Source organism: Sphaerisporangium perillae (assembly GCF_023276435.1).
Taxonomy (GTDB): domain Bacteria; phylum Actinomycetota; class Actinomycetes; order Streptosporangiales; family Streptosporangiaceae; genus Sphaerisporangium; species Sphaerisporangium perillae.
In genome coordinates this window covers 253,475-271,557 of sequence record NZ_JALLPO010000002.1, presented here as the reverse complement: position 1 = coordinate 271,557, position 18,083 = coordinate 253,475, and the positions used below count along the sequence as shown (strand labels likewise).

The window sequence follows — 18,083 nt, the reverse complement described above, 5'->3', positions numbered from 1 at the left end:
CCACGATCGGATCGACCGGGACGCCTGCCTGCACTCGCAGCCGGCCCCTTGCCCGACGTCCCGCTCCTCATCCTTTCCTCCACCAAGGTCGACCCGTTCAAAGCGGTTGTCTCCCAAGGCATCCCAGAGGCCCTACTGCAGGAGGAAATCGAAGCCAAGTTCCGGCTCTACACCGACTTCGCCAACTCAGTACCCCGAGGAGAAGTCCGGCCAGTCGAAGCCGGCCATGTCACGATCCACCTGCGCGGCGAACAGGCAGTGCGAGACGCGATCGCAGACCTGCTCAGCAGCAACCAGCCGACGGCCGACAAAGAAGAAGCGGCAAGGGGTGCGGCATGAACCGCAATGATCACCTGGCCATGCTCGGGATTGCGGACAGCGACCCAGACGCTATCGGCCAGCTCGTCGAACTCGCAGCCGAGCACGGCGACATGGAAGAGCTACGCCGCCTCGCCGACGCGGGCAGCAAAGACGCCGCCGATCAGCTCGTCGAGCTGGCGCAAGAACGAGGCGACGTTGGCGAGATGCGCCGCCTTGCCAGCGGCGGCAACCAAGACGCCGCCAACATCCTGACCGAAATGGCCGAGGAAGCAGACGACAGCGCCGGGTGACAGCCACCCGCACCTCAAACGTCTCCCACCGAAGCCTGGCTCCGATCAGCGGCCGTTCGACACGGCGGGCAGCGATCCGTTCCGGCCCTTGTGGGTGCGGCCCCCGCACACCACCAGCGTGCGGTCCTGGCCCATCAGTCCTCACCTCCCGGCGTCGTGGCCGCGGCGCGGGGCGTGCTCGCTCGCCGACGAGGCGGACGGTAGGCGGAGGACGAAGCGCGCGCCGTGAGGGCTGTCCTCGATCCGGAGGGTCCCCCCGATGGCCTCGGCGATCTGCCGGGCGATCGGCAGGCCCAGTCCGGTGCCTCCTGGGTCCTTGTTACGGGATGCGTCCAGCCGCATGAACCGCTGGAACACCAGCTCCCGCTTGTCGGGATCGATACCGGCCCCGTCGTCGAGCACCTCCAGTACGGCGACACCGTGCGGGAAGCGTTGATCGCCGGACTCGTCGCTCGGCTCGCGCCGCAGCGTGACGTTGATCTTGGTTTCAGCATGCCGTTGGGCGTTGTCGACAAGGTTGGTGAGCAGGCGGCCAAGCCGTCCCCGGTCGCCGATCACCACAACGCCGAATTCAAGCGAGCATTCGACCCTCTTCGCCGAAGTGTGGCGGATCCGGCACTCCGCGGAAACGAGCTCGGTCAGGTCGACCCGCTCGCGTGCGCCCGGCACCCCCGCGTCCAGCCGTGCAAGGGTCAGCAGATCCTGCGAGATCGCCTGCAGCCGGTCCAGACTGCCGAGAACGGCGCTCCCCACCGTGGTCACGCTGGTCTCCTGCGGTGCGACCAGAGCATCCTCTACCTCGGCCCGCATAGCGGCGATCGGACTGCGCAGATCGTGGGATGCGTCGGAGACGAACTGGCGAAGCTGTTCCATCGCGGCATGCAGCCGGCTCAGCGTGTTGTTGACACTGTCGGCCAGAGCGCGGATCTCGTCCTCGCTGGGTGGTACCGGTACCCGGCCGGGAGAGGCCGCGGTGATCTCGTCGAGTTCGGCCCGGATGGCGTGCACCGGCCTGAGGGCTGCCCTGGCGATTCGGTAGCCGAGATAGGTGGCGGCCCCGGCGAGCGCCGCCGCACCCCCCACCACCAGGCCGGCCAGCCGCGGATCGACCCATGGAGGGGGTACCGGGGAGGCACTGTAGACGATCCATCTCCCGCCAGCGTGGTTGGCCCATTGTGCGACCACGATCTCGCATTCGCCGGGCGGGAAGACCCCACCGCACACGACGGAGGTTGCGGCTTCCTCGCCGCCGGGGGTGAACCGCGTCATTCGCGGCTTGCCCCGTAGATCATCGGTCGAGGCGACTACCCGACCCCGTGAGTCGACAACCTGCACGTCGCGGGCGTGATGGTGCGCAAGGGGGTACCCCACCTGGTCCTGCTCCAGTTGGATGGCCAGGCGGCCGGCGTTCGCGGCGAGTTCCTGGGTGAGGTTATCGGTGACGAAATTCCTGATGCCGATCATTAGCACTGTCGCAAGCAGCGCAGACAGCAGAGCCGCCACCACGCCGCCGAACAAAGCGATGCGTGTAGTAATCGACATACGACTGTGCGCACTCATCCCACACGTCCCCCTACCAGTCGACCACACAAGTCCCTGAGCAGTCCAAGGGGGCCGAACTTGCCAACGACCGGGCACAGGAAGCTGAACCGCACGAGCCCAGAAGCTGAACTCCGTTCCGTCAGGCTGGCGGATCTTCAGCTGACCGTTGGAGACATAGGGAACACCGCCGTCAGTCGGGGCTTGCGACCGACACCGCCAAGGCGTACCGGGGTGTCGGTAAGACTGGTGTCACGAGGTACACGCGATCCCTATACGCCCAGGTCAGAGACACGATCAAGAGCGCTTGACGGGACCGGGAACCAGCGATTACCGGCCACATCGGTGATCTCGCTAGCGGGGCCGACCAGCGCCGTCACCAGGCATGAAGCCGCCCGAAGAGAACACGTTCCCTGTCATATCGCCTCGCGTGTACCTGGTGACACGCTCCTTAACGACAGGCCATCTGGGGCGTGATGGACAGCCGCGACGGGCCCCGCTCTACCTTGGGGTCCGGCCAAGGTACGCCGGAAACCCGCCATGAGCTGATCCTGGACTGAGTTTTCCCAGGTGGGAAGCGGCCGGCGTTCCATCATGGATGCCGATCTTGTATGGGTTTGGTGGTTTCTGGTACGTTCTGCGATCCGTATGGATGTCCTTCTGCATGACCGTGCTCAGGCGACCATCGACAGGGCCGGCGCGTCGACCTGCGGCCCACGCGTCACCCACCCGGTGCGGCGGGCCGTCAGCGCCGCGTGCCACATGGCCGGGCGGATCACCCCGTACTGCAGCAAGAGCAGGAACGGCGTCCCGATGAGCCAGGTCGCAACCCGGGCGGCGGCGCTGACGTTCGGCCGCCGGAACGCGTACCGGCTGCCGATGATGTAGGTCAGGCCCAGCCAGTACAGCGCCCCCTCCCAGGGGAACGGCTTGCCCAGGAGTGGCGCGACCACGACCATCCACACCAGCGCCACGGGGTTGAGCGCACTCATGGCCATAGCGTAGATGCGCCAGGCCGTCGGCAGCGGCCGCAGGTTGGCGACCTCCCACAGGGCGTAAATCCAGTAGGAGCGGTACCAGCGGGTCCGCTGCCGGTAGGTGGCCTTCACGGTCTCCGGCATGTCCGTGAATACCCAGGCGTCGTCCACGGACACTGTCTGGCCCCGCTGGAGGGCGTAGTGGGTCAGGCGCCGGTCGTCGCCCACGGTGCCGGAGTTGACGTAGTCCTCCAGGTTGTCCAGGACCAGGTCGGCCCGGTACAGGGTGAGCGCGCCGGAGCACGGGGCTACCACGCCCATCCGCGACCGGGCCGCGCGCTGGGTCAGGCAGGCCGACACCATCTCCAAGTCGAGCAACCTGGTCAGGAGGTTCTTGCTGCGGTTGCGCAGCATCGGCAGACCGGTCGCGGCCTGGACGCGCGGGTCGGACATGGCCCGCAGGAGGTGCCGGATGGCGTTCTGGTCAATCACGCTGTCGCTGTCGACGGTGAGGATGAAGTCGGCCCGTCCCCTCCCCTTGTCGCGCGCGCACCGCAACTCCCGCAAGACGAAGGCCTGGGCCTCCCGCTTACCCCCGTTCTCGCGGCGGTGCCACCACACAAGGGGGTGGGCGAACGGAATGACCGGGGTCGACGAACCGTCGTCCACGACGTGGATCTCGTCCGGAGGCCTGGAGGAGTTGAGCAGCGCGGTGATCGTCGAGTTCAGGGCCTCGGTCGTCTCGTTGTAGGCCGGGACGATGCACACCACGCGGCCCTTGACCGGGGGCAGGTGCGTGAACCGGCGCGGGTAGACCGTCGAGCCCAAGATGGCGATCAGGGCGCCCGTGGTGAGCAGGTAGATGCCCGCCGACTCCCAGTGGCCGGGGTTGGAGATGAAGGTCCGGAAGATCACGATCCAGGCGACGGCGGCACCCAGGACCAGCGCCCCGGCCGCGACCATCCGCAGCTTCTCGTTGTTCCGTCGGTGGGCCCTCAACGGGACCTCCGGCGGCGGGTGACGAACCGGTAAATCAGCAGGGATGCGACGGCGAACACCGCGACGGCGGTCAAGACGATCGACAGCGTCGCCGGGCTTCCCGGCCCGGCAAGCAAGGTGGGGTGATCCCCGTGCATGGAGCGTTCCCTTTCGGCCCCTATGGCCACTAGTGTGCTTATTAGTCGCTTTTATACCGAAGTTATACAAGAGGTCCCTGATGCGACGTTCGGTGGGGTGGCGGATGGCGCACCAGGTCGGATCGGCTGTTGAACGACGGATTCCCCACAGCGGCGTTGGTGGCTGAGACCCAGGGAGCACTACGAGCACCTTCGGGACAAGGCGGAGGTGAACGCCAGGCTCGCCGCGCTGGCCAAGCGGTGGGCCGACCGCACCGCCGACCAGGCGAGCAAGGTGGCGGCCGCGGGCCCGATCGAGGCCTCGCCCGGCCCGTCTTCGTCCGTGAGCGGACGTCCCGGAAACGGTCGTTTACGGGACGGCTCTGAGCTGGACGGCCCGGAGTCGTGTTCGCCCAAGAAGATCAGTCCCGGAATCCGTCTAGAAACACCGGACCCGGGGATTGAGTTACGGGACCGTTATCGAGACGATGTGCCGGTGAACACCTCCACCGAGCACGCCGTCGGCCTTGCCGCAGCGGAGTCGACCGCCGGCAGCGTCCCGTCGAACGCGATCCGGATCGGCTACGCCCGGATCTCCACCCGCGCCCAGGACCACCTGTCCCAGATGGAGGCCCTGACGGCCGCGCACTGCCGCGAGATCGTGGAGGAGACCGCCAGCACCCGCAAAGACCGGCCCAAGCTGCGCAAGACGGTGGCGGCGATGAAGACCGGCGACACGCTGGTCATCTACAAGCCCGACCGCATCGCCCGCTCGGTGAAGGAGCTGCTGGTCTTCCTCGAGGACGAGCTCGCGCCGCGCGGGATCAACCTGGAGATCCTGTCGGGGATCTGCGCCGGGGTCCACCGGCCGGGCGGGCAGACCGTGGCCGACAAGATGCTGTTCATGGTCGCGGCGATGGCGGCTGAGATGGAACGCGACCTGATCAGCGAGCGCACCCTGGACGGACTGGCGGCGGCCGCAACGCACGGCCGCAAGGGCGGCCGCCCGGTCACCGTCACCGACGACGTCATGGCCATCGCTCGCGCCCGCCGGGCCCGCGGCGAGTCGGTCACCGCGATCGCCAAGCGTCTCGGCATCGGCCGCTCCACGCTGTACCGGGCGCTGGAGGACGACGAACCGCCAGTGCCCGACGATGGCCGGCGGCTGTAGGAGCCCCCACCACTTACTGTGGAGCCGCCGACTGGTCGACCTCCGACGGCGTCCGCATGCTCGGGCAGGAGCAGTGCGAACAGGGTTCGCGACCGCCGGGGGCGTCAGGGTGGCAGCTCCAGTCGTGCCCGCAGTCGCACAGGATGCCTCCGTTGGCCATGCTCCAGGCGCATCGATCGCATCCGGCCACCGATGCCTGGGCGGACGGTTGCGCGGCGAGCTGGTCCAGCACCTCGGGTGTGAAGAACCCTTGGCCCGGTTCAGGACGATGTTGGTCAGTTGCTGGTCGAGCCAAGCGATCTCGGCGCCGAGCTCGACCGAGTCGGCCGGCCCACAGCAGCGTGGTTCTGGCGACGCGAGGGCTCATCGTGGTCGAACCGGCCGCGCTGTGGCGACAGCGGCGGCCGCCCGAGATGGCCAGCCGAGCCGCTCGACACCGAGGTCGCCGCCCCGTCCATAGAGGACGATTCGGCGGACGGCGGTGCGACGGTCGGCGGAACGACCGACGAGATCGCCCAGCTAGTACGCCATATCGCGGCCGAGAACGCCGCGAGTCTCGTGCTGAGGGTCATGGCGATGGTCGCCGGCCGGGCCGATATCGAGGTCCTGCAGTTGGCTGCCGCAGTCATCGACGACTGGCATCCGGAACTGCGTCGACCGCGGCCCGAGCGGCTCGAACCGGTGGAGCGCCGCACGGCCGAGGACTACCGGCGCTCACTGCTGGAGTCCGCCGACGAGATCGCCGCCGGGTACGCGACGTACCTTCGGCCCGGGCTTCTCAACAAGCTGGTCCGGCAGGTGGTGCTGGAGCCGGCCGAGCGCCTCGCGGTGGCGGAGGCACTGACGGTCTCACTCGAAGCTGCCCATTGGACCAAGGCCACCGAGGCGCTGCAGGTCATCCTCGCGGTCGCGACCGAGGCCGGCGACGACGCTGCCGCCGCATACGCCGTGCATGCCGTCTGTGGCATCGTGCAGCATGCGGTAACCCAGTCCCGGGGCACCGCCGACCTCATCGACGTGGCCCGGCAGATGACCACGATCTCCACCTGGACGGCTACGTTCCTGGCCGCCCGCGGGCACGCCGAGCTAGCGTTCCACGCGGCGCACGCGGGCCTCGGTGCGATCAACCGGATCTTCACCCAGGACGCGCAGCTGATCGAGGAGTTCGAGCTAGCCGAGCAGTTCCACCAGCAGGTAGAGGGTGCCGACGACCGGCTGTTCGAGGCCATGCACAAGCGGTTGAGCGCGGCGGTGCCGACGTCGAGCGCGACCGGGCCGACCGCGTACCAGCCGGAGAGCCTGCTGGCCTACCTGCCCGGACCCGCCGCCTACGTCCAGCTCTTCGGTGACCGTCGCGGCGGCTTCTGGGCGGCGGGCTGCGTCGCGGACGGCGACTCCCGGCGCTGGTGGGCGACGCGGGCTCGACGTCACGCCCGCGTCCCTCTCCCAGCTGCGCCAGGCCGTCTGGCATTCGCTGCGGCCCAAGCGGACCGGTCGGCGGCGGCACACCCAGGCGCTCGGGCGGCTCCACACAGAGATCGTCGGCCGGTTCAGGAACGAACTCGACGGCGTCCGTAACGTCGTGTTCGTGCCACACCAGCCGTTCGCCGGCATCCCGTTGCACGCGGCCTGCGGCGACGACGGCTTCCTGATCGAGCGGCACCGGGTGACGTACCTGCCCGGTCTCGTCGATCCGACCCGCCCGGTCATGGTGTCCGGATCGGCCCTGATCGGAGGGTGGGATCCCGCGATCGGCGCGCCCGAGGAGGCGCGCGAGCTGGAGAAGCAGCTCATGGCGCTGGGCTTCGACGTGGTCCGGCCGAAGAACGCGGCGCTAGGCCACCGTCACTACCTGAACCCGCAGGCCCGGTGGAACATCGCGCACATCGCCGCGCACGGTGACTACGAACCGTGGCCTCGCTCCATGGCCTCAAAGCTGCGGCTGACCGCCGGCGACTGGCTGCGGGATGGCTGCCAGGCGTCCTTCGTGTTCATCAACGCGTGTAATGTCGGTCGCAATGTCCCGCACGCCGGCGACGTCAACGGTTTCCCGCTGGCGCTGCGCATCCGCGGCAACATCGCCGAGGTGTCCGCGCTGTGCCCGGTGGACAGCATCACCGCCGGACCGTTCGCGCAGGCGTTCTACCAGCGCTGGGCGGGCGCCAACAGCCTCGAGGCGTACCACGCGGTCTGCCTCGACGCGATCGCGCGCGGCGAGCCGCCGTCCGTCTGGGCACCGTACGTGCACACCGGCATCCCGATCGCGCTCGCCCCGCGCGCCGTGGCCGTGCCGAACGCGCGCGCCAACGGCGGTCGCGGAGGAGGAGCCCGCCCGGCGGTCGCTCAGGGGGACGTCTCCGGTGGCGGCGGCGGGGGCAGTGGGAAGCGGAGCGACGCGGCCACGATGTGCTCCTTGAGCTCGGTGTCGGCCAGGACGTGCTCGACCGACCCGCCTTCCTCGATCACCGCGTCGGCCAGCTCGTCGATGACGTCCGGCGTCCGCCTGGTCGCCTTCCCGCACAGCGGGCAGGCGTCCCCCGAGGTCCCGAGCCAGCCCGACTCGTCGCAGACCACGCCCGGGGCGGTCGCCCCGTCCTGGACCAGTAGGGCCTGCACCGCGGCGACCGACCCGGCCCACAGGCAGTCTTCGATCCCGAGCGCGGCCGGCCGCCGGGTGGCCGCCCGTTCCAGCACGTCGGCGACCCAGCGGCGCTCTTCGTCGCGCTCGTACTGCTCGAGGATGCGCTCGGCGGTGTGGCGGATGTCGGCGGGGGTGGCCGTCCGGGGATCGACCGCGAACGTCCCCGCGACCTTCGGGCTCAGATGGTGCGGCAGGAAGTCGATGAAGTTCGGCACCTCCTCCGGATGGCCGCCGACGATCAGCAGCTCGTACCGGCCGGTGCGGAACAGCCCGTCGAGCAGCCGCACGGCGTTGCGGTAGTGCCGCTTGGCCAGGTCGTCGGCGCGGTTGCGGACCCGGTGCTCGGTGAGGCCGTACCAGCCGGCGTAGTTGGGCTTGCGAAGGGTCTCGTCCTCCACCTTGCCGATCTCGCGCATCTCGTCCTGGTACAGCTCCCACGCCTCCGCCGAGCGCCGGTCGACCACCAGGACGCAGGCGCGGTGGTACTCGTCGAGGACCGCCAGCATCGGGCGCACCCAGGGGGTCGCGTCCACCATGACGCGGTCGCGCACGGCGCGCGGCAGGACGATCTGCTCGAACAGGTCGGCCTCGCTGCAGGAGAAGACGGCGACCGCGCCGGCCTCCACCCGTTCCAGGCCCTCGATGTTCTCGATGCGTTCGATGTCGCCGCGGATGGACAGGCGGGCCTGGCGCCCGAGCGAGCTGTCCTGCCCGAGCGGGCGTATCTCGTGGAGCAGGCTGTTGACCTGGGTGGAGAGGGTGGTGGGGCCGTCCTGGCCGACGCCCACGTACAAGGAGACCACGGGCACGTCGCCCCCGTTGAACCGGATGATCCGATCGATCGTCTCAGTAGTGATCATGCGTCGCCCCCGTCGCTAATCCTGTGACCTCAGTATTCGCTACTCACCGCCCGGCGCTCGCCGACGCCCCCCGTACTCGGAGCGGCGCGCCCGCGGCGTGCATGTGACGCAGGGCCTGCGCGTAGGAGCCCACCAGGCCGCTCTCCTGGTACGGAATACCCAGCTCGGCGCAGTACGCCCGCACGATCGGCTGGGCGCGGCGCAGGTTCGGCATCGGCATGCTGGGGAACAGGTGGTGCTCGATCTGGTAGTTCAGCCCGCCGAGGGCGAAGTCCAGCACCGGCCCGCCGCGCACGTCACGGGAGGTGAGCACCTGACGCCGCAGGAAGTCCAGCCGATCTTCGCCGGTCAGCATCTGCATGCCCTTGTGGTTGGGGGCGAACGTGCAGCCCAGGTACACGCCGAAGACCGCCTGGTGCACGGCCACGAACAGCAGCCCCTTGCCTATGGGCAGCACGGAGAAGACCGCCACGAGATAGGCCGCGAAGTGCGTGATCAGCAGTGTGGCCTCCAGCCCGCGGTGCTTGAGCGAGGGCCTGCGCAGCGCTCGGAAGCTGGCGACGTGCAGGTTCAGGCCCTCCAGGGTCAGCAGCGGGAAGAACAGGAACGCCTGCCACCGGCCGATGATCCTCGGGAGCCCCCGGCTCGCGGCGGCCTGCCTGGTCGACCAGATCAGGACCTCGGCGGAGACGTCGGGATCGTGGTCCTCGTGGTTGGGGTTGGCGTGGTGCCGGGTGTGCTTGTCGGCCCACCAGCCGTAGCTCATGCCGATGGTGAGGTTTCCCGCCACCCATCCGGCGATCTCGCTGGAGCGCCTGGACCGGAACACCTGCCGATGGGCCAGGTCGTGGGCGACGAGGGCGACCTGGGCGAAGACCACCGCGAGGAACACCGCGATCGGGATCTGCGCCCAGGAGTCGCCGACGGCCGCGAACGCGGCCCAGCCGGCGACGAACAGGGCGCCGACCACGCAGAGCCGCACCGTGTAGTGGACGGGGCGCCGGTCCAGCAGTCCGGCCTTGGCGATGCGGCGGGACAGCCCGGCGAAGTCGCTGCCGCGTCCTTCCCGGTCCATGGTGTCGAGCGTGGATGGGGTCGTCACGGGTCTCCTCAGGTGGCGGGGTACGGCGCACTCCCACCGGACCCGCGAGCAGCCGCGTGCGCCGACGGCGGGATGGAGGAGGGCCCCTCTAACCCTGTCGGGACCACCACGTCTAGCGACATCCGGGCACCACGCCGGTGCATGGTAGTGCTGGCCCCACCATGCCTGGGGTGACCGATCAATTACCGTACGTGAAAAGATCATGGTCGCCGGCCTCCGGCGCGCGCTCGGCGGCGAGTGGGAGGCGCGGCGGTTTACGCGGCCGAGCGCGAGCGGCGGGGCGGCTTGTTCTACAGTGGGCGTCATGAGCAGGCGGCGCGGGCCTGCCTGACGCCGGGTCCGCGGCCCGGACTCACGCGGCGACCGCCCTCCCGGCATCCCCGTGAGGGCCCGGGTGACCGGCCACGACCTCGAATCCGCTACCCGAGGAGATCCATTGACCAGCGCGTCGAAGACAGACAACCTCGACCTCGCCACCAGTGCCCGGGAGATGGCCGACCGCGAGCCCGCAGGGTCGCTCAGCCACGCCGCCGCCACGTCGGTCGCCATCACGTGCGCCACCACGCGCAACATCGCGGAGGCCCGTGCCGTCCTGCAGGGCGTCACCCCGCCCGACGTGCGCGAGGCCGCGCTCTCCCTGTTCACCCGCCTGTCGGCCGGCGCCGCCTGACCCGGCGTCCTGTCGGCCGGCGCCGCCTGACCCGGCGTCGCCGACCCGTGGAGCCGCCTGCCCGCGGCCCCACGTCATACGCCGTCCTTCCGCGACCCTCGCGGTCGCCGAGGCGTGCCCGCCTTCCGCGCGACCTGCCGGCCGACGCGATCACACGCGTGACGGCGGCCGGTACGCGCGGTCGCGGGCCGTGCGCCGTTCCGGGCCGCGCCGTTCTGGGCAATGCGCCGTTCCGGGCCGGGTGTCGGCCCTGCGCCGTTCCGGGCCGGGCGCGGTTCCGGCCCGGATGCCGTTCCCGGCCGGCGGACGCGGTTCTAGGCCGGGCGGCTCGCGGCGCGGCGGGCGACGATGGTGTCGAAGTCGGGGATGCGTGAGGACACCGCGTCGCCGGTGAAGTCGCCCACCCAGCCGTCGTCGTCGTGGAAGAACCGGATCGCCGTGAAGTCGGGCCGGGTGCCCATGTCGAACCAGTGCGTGGTGTTCTTGGGCACGCTGAGCAGGTCGCCGGCCTCGCAGAGCACGGCGTACACCTTGCCCCCGGCGTGCAGGTAGAAGATGCCCGAGCCGCCGACGAAGAAGCGGACCTCGTCGTCGTCGTGCGTGTGCTCGTTCAGGAACTTCTCGCGCGCCGCACGGGCCTTCTCGGGCCATTCGGGGCTGTCGTCGGGGTGGAGCTGGGCGACGTCGACGAAGACGTAGCCCTCCTCGGCGACGACGCGGGCCACCTCGTCGCGGTAGGCGCCGAGGATCTCCTCCTCGGTGCCGCCGGAGGTCAGCGCCTCGATGACGTCCCACTGGCGCAGCCGGACGTCGATCTCCTTCAACGTGGCGGTGATGTCCTCGACGGACTCGGTCTCGAGCAGGGTCTCCGGATTCTCCGTGTCGGTGTACACCGTGAGCTGTGTCATGAGGCGATTGTCCGCCCGACCGGCCGAAAGACCAAATCCCCGGTATCCATGCAGGAATAGTGGACAATGCGAAGCTTTGTGGCATAACATCCGGAATGTCCCCTGTGACCTGCCGCTGTCGAGCGCGTGCGCCTCCGGCTCTCCATATGAATGACGTGATCACCTTGCGTTCCGCCCCCACCTTCCTCGGCGTCGCCGCCGGCGCCCTCGCGGCCGTGCTGCTCGCCGGCTGCTCCCAGGGCCCCTCGGCCACCGCCGACCCGAACGCCGCGCCCAAGACGCCCGCCGGTCCCGCCACCTCGGCCGCCGCCACCGCGACCCCGCCCCCCGCCTTCGCGGGCGGCGAGGTCCATGTCTCCCTGGTCAGGCAGCTCTCCTCCGGCGACTACTTCGAGCAGTGGCTGGCCGGCGCGCAGGCCGAGGCCAAGGCGGTCGGCGTCACCCTGGACGTCTCCAGCGGCGAGGGCAACAACGACAAGCAGGCGCTCAACCTGCAGCAGGCCGTCAACCAGAAGGCCTCCGCCGTCATCGTCGACCACGGCTTCGCCCAGACCATCCAGCCGGCGGTCAAGAAGGCGGTCGACGCCGGCATCCCGGTGGTGGCCTTCGACGTCGACCCCGGCACGCCGGAGGCCGTCACGATCGACCAGGACGACCACAAGATCGCCGAACAGGCGCTGGACGCGCTGAAGCAGGACACCGGCGGCAAGGCCCAGGTCCTGTACGTGTACGTCGCCGGATTCGCCCCGCTGGACCGGCGCGACGAGACCTGGACGCAGTTCAAGAAGGACAACCCCGGCATCACCCAGGCGGCGCGGATCGGCGTGGTCAACAGCTCCACCGCCGCCGCGGTCGCCGACCAGGCCAAGGCCGCCCTGCAGGCCAACCCCGGCGTCACGGCGGTCTTCGCGCCCTACGACGAGTTCGCCAAGGGCGCCGCCCTGGCGGTCAAGGAACTGGGCCTGAAGGACAAGGTGAAGATCTACGGCGCGGACGTTTCGACGGCCGACATCGGCGTGATCACCGAGGCGGGCAGCCCGTGGGTGGCCACCGCCGCCACCGACCCCTCCAACGTCGGCCGGATCGCCGTGCGGGCCGCGGCGCTGCTCGTCGCGAAAGAGCAGGTCGACCACGCGCTGAAGGTGCCGCCGGCCCTGATCACCCAGGAGCGGCTGCGCCAGGGCGGCATCGCCAACATGCAGCAGCTCGTCCAGGCGATCCCGGAACTGTCCACCCCCGACGTGGCGCCGGTGCCGTGGGCCGCGCCGTCCACCGGCTGACATGGCGATCGCGACTCCGGCCGGGGAACCGGTGGTGTCGGTCTCGGGAGTGTCCAAGCGATACGGCGCCACGCGCGCGCTGCGCGAGGTCACGCTGGAGATCCACGCCGGCGAGGTGCTCGGCCTCATCGGCACCAACGGCGCCGGCAAGTCCACCCTGATCAAGGTGCTGTCCGGGGTCACCCGGCCCACCTCCGGCGAGATCCGCCTGGGCGGCCGCGCCGTCGAGATGGCCGGCCCGCTGGACGCCCAGGACGCGGGCGTGCAGACCGTGCACCAGAACATCGACGACGGCGTGATCTTCGGCACCACCGCCGCCGAGAACCTCACCCTGCACTCCCTCGCCCGCCGGGGCGGGGACGCGCACCCGGACACGCGGCCGGCCCGCCGGGGCACCGGGTGGTTCACCACCCGGGCCCGCACCCACCAGGCCGCGCGGGCGGTCGCCGAGGCCGCGCGGCTGCGCGTCCCGCTCGACGCGCCCGTCGAGACGCTGCCCGCCGCCGTGCGCCAGCAGATCGTCATCGCCCGGGCGCTGTCTCAGAACCCGCGCCTGCTGATCCTCGACGAGCCGACCTCCACCCTCTCGGCCACCGAGTCCGGCGCCCTGATCGCCGCCGTCCGCCGGATGGCGGCGAGCGGTGTCGCCGTCCTGTTCGTGTCCCACCGGCTCAGCGAGATCCAGGAGCTGTGCGACCGGGTCGCCGTACTGCGCGACGGCACCGTCCAGCGGGTCTTCACCGCGCCGGTCGACGGGCGGAGCCTGGTGGCGGCCATGCTCGGCGACGAGATCGCCTCGGCCCGGCACGAGGGGAGACCCCCGGCGACCGGCGGCCCCGTGCTGGAGGCCGAGGGAATGCGGACGCGGCCCGCCGCCGCGCCGTTCGGCCTGCGCGTGTCGCCCGGCGAGGTCCTCGGGGTCACCGGCCTGATCGGCGCGGGCAAGACCGGCTTGCTGGAGCAGATCTACGGCGCGCGGCCCCTGGTGTCCGGCCAGATGCGGCTCGGCGGAGCGCCCTACCGCCCCCGCGACCCCCACGCGGCGGTCAAGGCCGGAGTGGCGTTCGTCGCCGAGGAGCGGGCCGCCCAGGCGACGGTCCCGGGCTGGTCGGTACGGGCGCACGTCACCCTTCCCCGGCTGCGCGCGCACAGCCGCACCGGCCTGCTGTCCCGCCGCGCCGAGACCGGCTCCGCCCGCCGCGTCATCGACCGGTTCGGCGTGCGCGGGCCCGGGCCCGCCGCCGACATCGAGGCGCTGTCCGGCGGGAACCAGCAGAAGATCGTCGTGGGCCGCTGGCTGCAGGGCGCCTCGCGCCTGATCCTGCTGGACGAGCCGTTCCGAGGCGTGGACGTGGGCGCGCGGGCCGACATCTCCCGCGTGCTCCGGGAGATCTCCGAGACGACCGGCGTGGTCGTCGCGTCGTCCGACCCGCAGGAGGTGCTGGAGGTGGCCGACCGGATCCTCGTCCTGTACGAGGGGACCGTGACCGGAGAGCTCAGGACGGGTGAGGCCACGGCCGGGCGGCTCGCCGCGCTGATGGCAGGGGAGAGCCGATGAGCACGATCGTGACGTCCCCGGTCGAGGAGGGCGCCGCCGAGCCGGCACCCGTCGCCGAACGGGTGCGGTCCGCCGTCTACCGGTACGGGCTGCTGGCCGTCCTCGCCGTGATGATCGTCGTCTTCTCCCTGGCCAGGCCCGCCTTCGGGACCTTCGGCAACGCCCTGATCGTGCTGCAGTCCGTCGCCATCGTCGCGGTGGTGGCGCTCGGGGTGACCGTGTCGATGGCCGCCGGCGGGTTCGACCTGTCGGCCGGGGCCAACGTCGGGTTCGTCGTCATGGTCACCTCCTCGGCGATGGTGCGGCTCAACCTCACAGGGGGCACCGCGATCGTGGCCGGCCTGCTGGCGGGGCTGCTGGTGGCGGCGGTGAACGTGCTCCTCATCGTGGTCGCCAAGGTCCCCGACCTGGTCGCGACGCTCGGCACCATGTTCCTGTTCCAGGGGCTCGCGCTCATCATCACCTCCGGCCAGTCGGTGTCCGCCGGCATGACCGCCGACGGCGCCACCGCCCCCGGCCGGTACACCAGCGGCTTCGTGTGGCTGGGCGCGGGCACGGTCGCGTCGGTCCCGGTCCCGGTGATCGTGATGGTCGTGCTGGCCGTCGCCGCGTACGTGTTCCTGGACCACACCAGGTGGGGACGCGCGCTGTACGCGGTCGGCGGCAACCCGCGGGCGTCGCGCCTGGCGGGCATCCGCGTCGACCGCTACCGCGCCCTGGCCTACGCCGTGTCCGGCCTGTGCGCCGCCGCGGGCGGGATCCTGCTGTCGGCCCGGCTCGGTCGGGGCGACGTGGGCGCCGGCGACCCCTACCTGCTGCAGTCGGTCGCGGCGGCGCTCATCGGGTTCGCCGTGCTCGGCGCCAACCGGCCGAACGCCTTCGGCACGCTCGTCGGCGCGGTGTTCGTCGGCGTGATGATCAGCGGCCTGACCATGCTGAACGCCCCCTACTACACCCAGACCTTCGTCCAGGGCGCGCTGCTCGTCGGCTCGCTCGTCATGAGCTACACACTGACCCCCGGGAGGAGAAGATGACCGCCACGATCGGTGCCGGGCAGTCGTACGGGCTGCTCACGGCCGACACCGTTCCCGCCTACATCGCCGGGCGGCCGGCGCTCGCGAGCCGCCTCGACCCGGCGCTGATCACGGGCGTGCGCGAGGTCGGGGACGGCAACCTGAACCTGGTGTTCATCGTCGAGGCGGCCGGCGTGCCCGGCCTGGTGCTCAAGCAGTCCCTCCCGTACGTCAGGACCGATCCCGGCTGGCCCATGACGCCGGACCGCAACGCGTCGGAGGCCCGCGCACTGCGCGCGCACGGGTTCGTCGCGGGCCCGTACGTCCCCGCGATCTACGAGGAGGACGCCGAGCGGCACGTCGTCGCCATCGAGGACCTCTCCGACCACCGCGTCTGGCGCGGCGCGCTCAACGAGGGGCTGCGGCACGAGGACGCGGCGGCCGACCTCGGCAGGTACGCCGCCCGGGTCGCCTTCGGCACCTCGGTGTTCGGGCTCAGCGCACCGGACCAGAAGGCCGCGCTGGTGGCCTCGGTGAACCCCCAGCTGTGCCAGATCACCGAGGACCTGGTGTACACCGAGCCCTACATCCGGCACGAGCACAACGTCGTGCTGCCCGCCAACGAGCCCGACGTGGCCGCGTACGCCGGGGACCCGGACGTGCGCGCCGCCGTCGGCGCGGCCCGGCTGACCTTCATGACCCACGCCGAGGCGCTGATCCACGGCGACCTGCACACCGGCTCGGTGCTCGTGCGCGCCGAGCGGCCCGGCGCGCCGCGCTCGACCAAGGCCTTCGACACCGAGTTCGCCTTCTACGGGCCGGCCGGGTTCGACGTGGGCGCGCTTTGGGGCAACTACGTCCTGGCGGCGGCCCGGGCGCTGGCGCTGGGCGACGAGCGGCACGCCACGTGGGTGCTCGCCCAGGCGGAGGAGACCTGGCGGGCCTACCAGGCGCAGTTCAGGGAGCTGTGGCCGTTGCGCGTCTACCCCAGGGTGTTCGGAGACACCGTGCGAGAACGGTTCCTCGCCAAGGTGCGCGGGGACGCCGTGGCGGTCGCCGGCGCCAAGGCCGCCCGCCGGATCATCGGCTTCGCCAAGGTCTCCGACATCGAGACCCTCCCCGAGGACCTGCGCGCCCGAGCGGCCCGCGGCGTCCTGCGCGCCGCCCGCCTGCTACTGGTGGAGGGCCTCCCACCGGACACGGGGCCCTCCGGCGTCCCTGCCCTCTTCGACCGCGTCGGCCAGATCCTCACCGACTCGACCGGCCGATGACCCTCAGCCGCCCACCCCGCCTGCCGGCGGGCGGAACGTTTGCCGGTCTTGCTGGTCGCCTCTCCTCGGGCGTTATCGCCGACCTTGCGAGAGCGCCCACTCGCACCGGGCCGCGCGCGCCCACCCGCCGACACGCCCCTTCACTCAAAAACGCTCATCTGCGACGCGTCCGTGACCTGCAAGACCAGGCTGAAATGGCTCACTGACTCTGATCGGCGACCTTGAGGATTCTGACGTTTGTCGCGGCAACGGTAGAGGGGCAGGCGACGTCGTGGATGTCGACAGCCGGGTCGGGCCCGGGCGCACCGGAAAAACGCACACACGCCGCCACGGCCGCCTGAGCGGCGTTGAACCCACTGTCGCTCGATTGCGACTCAATCACAATGTCGGTGCCCACGCTCCCAGCGGGCGAAAAATGCATGGCGAAGATCCCCATCCCACCTGATCGAGGTTTATCAAAACGCCCGAAGTGGAGCTCCATCGCGCTGGTGAGCTGCCTGTTCGAGACGTCCCCTGAAGTCCAGGCCGTTCGAAGAACTCCCTTCACCACAGCTCGGATACGGGAAACCTCCGGCCTGAGTCCTTGTGTGGCAAGGCGCTCCGCTCGCTCCTGATTCGATTCGAGGCTGCACGCCGCTGTGGCGGCGAGCATGCAGCCCGCCGCCACAGCAGAGACAACCTTGTACCTCCTCACAGGAACCCTGGTACGGATATCACGCTGTTGAGCGCGGCGGCATACAAATCCGTGCCCCATAAGGTTGGGTGGAAGGATCGGGCGGACTGGCCCGGAAGGTTCCATGGGCCAGGCAGCAGAGCGCTATCTCCGGGGGTGAGGTCTGTGACCACTTCATGGATGGCCTCGTTCCCGTCGCCGGTGCACGCGCCATGCTCACCGTTCAACCCGAAGTAGGGCCGAGGATCGACGAACGTGACTGGAACGCCCTGTAGCCTTGGGTCGGCGCCCAGGTTGGCCATCATGTCGTCCATACGATTGACGGTACCCTTGATCCAGTTGACCTCGTCCTGGTCGGTGATACCCCAAGGCACGTCACATGTGGCGCCAATCACCCTGGGGTAGCCCACCAACATGATCTTGGCGTTTGGCGCCTTTGCGTGTATAGCCTGAAGTACTTGAATAATTGAGTTACGCACTTTTCCGTCGATGCGCACCGGTTCCGATATCTCAAGCGGCTCGGTGTCGCCAAGGTCACTCACGACGGCTTTATAACAGTTTACGGGAAGCTTGATGCAGGCTTGAATGATGGGGCCGAATCCAGAATCGTTCCCTCCGATTGATATTGTGACTAGTGTTACAACTTGGTTCGAACTCGGACGGCTCGATAACGGTCCGCGCTTCCCCACCGGTT

General features: G+C 70.1%; 17 protein-coding genes and 1 pseudogene. 10 read left to right on the top strand and 8 right to left on the bottom strand.

Annotated features, from left to right (window positions below; genetic code table 11):
- Positions 1–48 precede the first annotated feature (48 nt).
- Both MYF83_RS03225 and MYF83_RS03220 read left to right on the top strand, forming a co-directional pair.
- Positions 49–339 carry a hypothetical protein gene (locus MYF83_RS03225; RefSeq protein WP_248958623.1) on the top strand — a complete coding sequence of 97 codons (291 nt, stop codon included), beginning with the start codon at positions 49–51 and terminating at the stop codon, positions 337–339.
- On the top strand, positions 336–611 hold the full coding sequence (locus MYF83_RS03220; RefSeq protein WP_248958622.1) for a hypothetical protein: 276 nt from the start codon (positions 336–338) through the stop codon (positions 609–611). Before MYF83_RS03225 ends, MYF83_RS03220 begins: the two co-directional genes overlap by 4 nt.
- Before the next feature lie 141 nt (positions 612–752).
- Here the strand turns inward: MYF83_RS03220 and MYF83_RS03215 are convergent, their stop codons facing one another.
- From MYF83_RS03215 to MYF83_RS03205, 3 genes are all read right to left on the bottom strand, one after another.
- Entirely contained in the window at positions 753–2,129 is a 1,377-nt protein-coding gene (locus MYF83_RS03215) for a sensor histidine kinase (protein ID WP_248958621.1), read from the bottom strand.
- Positions 2,130–2,824: 695 nt separating this feature from the next.
- A complete protein-coding gene (locus MYF83_RS03210) occupies positions 2,825–4,126 on the bottom strand; it encodes a glycosyltransferase family 2 protein (RefSeq protein WP_248958620.1) in 1,302 nt (433 codons plus the stop codon).
- Positions 4,123–4,263, bottom strand: a complete 141-nt coding sequence (locus tag MYF83_RS03205; protein WP_248958619.1) for a hypothetical protein — start codon at positions 4,261–4,263, stop codon at positions 4,123–4,125. The genes MYF83_RS03210 and MYF83_RS03205 overlap by 4 nt, the downstream gene beginning before the upstream one ends.
- 475 nt (positions 4,264–4,738) lie before the next feature.
- Here MYF83_RS03205 and MYF83_RS03200 point away from each other — a divergent pair, with 475 nt between their 5' ends.
- The 3 genes and pseudogenes from MYF83_RS03200 to MYF83_RS44125 all read left to right on the top strand — a co-directional run.
- Entirely contained in the window at positions 4,739–5,413 is a 675-nt protein-coding gene (locus tag MYF83_RS03200) for a recombinase family protein (RefSeq protein WP_248958618.1), read from the top strand.
- 279 nt (positions 5,414–5,692) lie between these two features.
- On the top strand, positions 5,693–6,991 hold the full coding sequence (locus tag MYF83_RS03195; protein ID WP_248958617.1) for a hypothetical protein: 1,299 nt from the start codon (positions 5,693–5,695) through the stop codon (positions 6,989–6,991).
- Positions 6,888–7,607, top strand: a pseudogene (locus MYF83_RS44125) (CHAT domain-containing protein); the annotation flags it as partial. The gene MYF83_RS03195 and the pseudogene MYF83_RS44125, both read left to right, overlap by 104 nt.
- Positions 7,608–7,756: 149 nt before the next feature.
- On the opposite strand, the gene MYF83_RS03185 reads toward MYF83_RS44125, so the two are convergent.
- Both MYF83_RS03185 and MYF83_RS03180 read right to left on the bottom strand, forming a co-directional pair.
- On the bottom strand, positions 7,757–8,914 hold the full coding sequence (locus tag MYF83_RS03185) for a baeRF10 domain-containing protein (protein ID WP_248958615.1): 1,158 nt from the start codon (positions 8,912–8,914) through the stop codon (positions 7,757–7,759).
- Between the two features lie 43 nt (positions 8,915–8,957).
- Positions 8,958–9,923: a fatty acid desaturase family protein gene (locus MYF83_RS03180; protein ID WP_248958711.1), complete on the bottom strand. Its 966-nt coding sequence runs from the start codon at positions 9,921–9,923 to the stop codon at positions 8,958–8,960.
- 529 nt (positions 9,924–10,452) lie between these two features.
- Here MYF83_RS03180 and MYF83_RS03175 point away from each other — a divergent pair.
- A complete protein-coding gene (locus MYF83_RS03175; protein WP_248958614.1) occupies positions 10,453–10,686 on the top strand; it encodes a hypothetical protein in 234 nt (77 codons plus the stop codon).
- Between the two features lie 314 nt (positions 10,687–11,000).
- Here the strand turns inward: MYF83_RS03175 and MYF83_RS03170 are convergent, their stop codons facing one another.
- The gene (locus MYF83_RS03170) at positions 11,001–11,594 is read right to left on the bottom strand and encodes a 1,2-dihydroxy-3-keto-5-methylthiopentene dioxygenase (RefSeq protein ID WP_248958613.1); all 594 of its coding nucleotides are present in this window, start codon (positions 11,592–11,594) and stop codon (positions 11,001–11,003) included.
- 146 nt (positions 11,595–11,740) lie between these two features.
- On the opposite strand from MYF83_RS03170, the gene MYF83_RS03165 reads away from it, so the two are divergent.
- The 4 genes from MYF83_RS03165 to mtnK are packed head-to-tail and all read left to right on the top strand — an operon-like array spanning position 11,741 to position 16,716.
- Positions 11,741–12,874 (top strand): substrate-binding domain-containing protein, encoded by a 1,134-nt coding sequence (locus MYF83_RS03165; RefSeq protein WP_248958612.1) that lies wholly within the window; start codon positions 11,741–11,743, stop codon positions 12,872–12,874.
- A gap of 1 nt (position 12,875) precedes the next feature.
- On the top strand, positions 12,876–14,432 hold the full coding sequence (locus tag MYF83_RS03160) for a sugar ABC transporter ATP-binding protein (protein ID WP_248958611.1): 1,557 nt from the start codon (positions 12,876–12,878) through the stop codon (positions 14,430–14,432).
- Positions 14,429–15,466 (top strand): ABC transporter permease, encoded by a 1,038-nt coding sequence (locus tag MYF83_RS03155; protein WP_248958610.1) that lies wholly within the window; start codon positions 14,429–14,431, stop codon positions 15,464–15,466. The genes MYF83_RS03160 and MYF83_RS03155 overlap by 4 nt, the downstream gene beginning before the upstream one ends.
- A complete protein-coding gene (gene mtnK, locus MYF83_RS03150; protein WP_248958609.1) occupies positions 15,463–16,716 on the top strand; it encodes an S-methyl-5-thioribose kinase in 1,254 nt (417 codons plus the stop codon). Before MYF83_RS03155 ends, mtnK begins: the two co-directional genes overlap by 4 nt.
- Positions 16,717–16,915: 199 nt before the next feature.
- Here mtnK and MYF83_RS03145 read toward each other — a convergent pair whose 3' ends face one another.
- On the bottom strand, positions 16,916–17,410 hold the full coding sequence (locus tag MYF83_RS03145) for a hypothetical protein (RefSeq protein ID WP_248958608.1): 495 nt from the start codon (positions 17,408–17,410) through the stop codon (positions 16,916–16,918).
- A complete protein-coding gene (locus MYF83_RS03140) occupies positions 17,407–18,078 on the bottom strand; it encodes an SGNH/GDSL hydrolase family protein (protein ID WP_248958710.1) in 672 nt (223 codons plus the stop codon). The genes MYF83_RS03145 and MYF83_RS03140 overlap by 4 nt, the downstream gene beginning before the upstream one ends.
- Between the last annotated feature and the right edge of the window lie 5 nt (positions 18,079–18,083).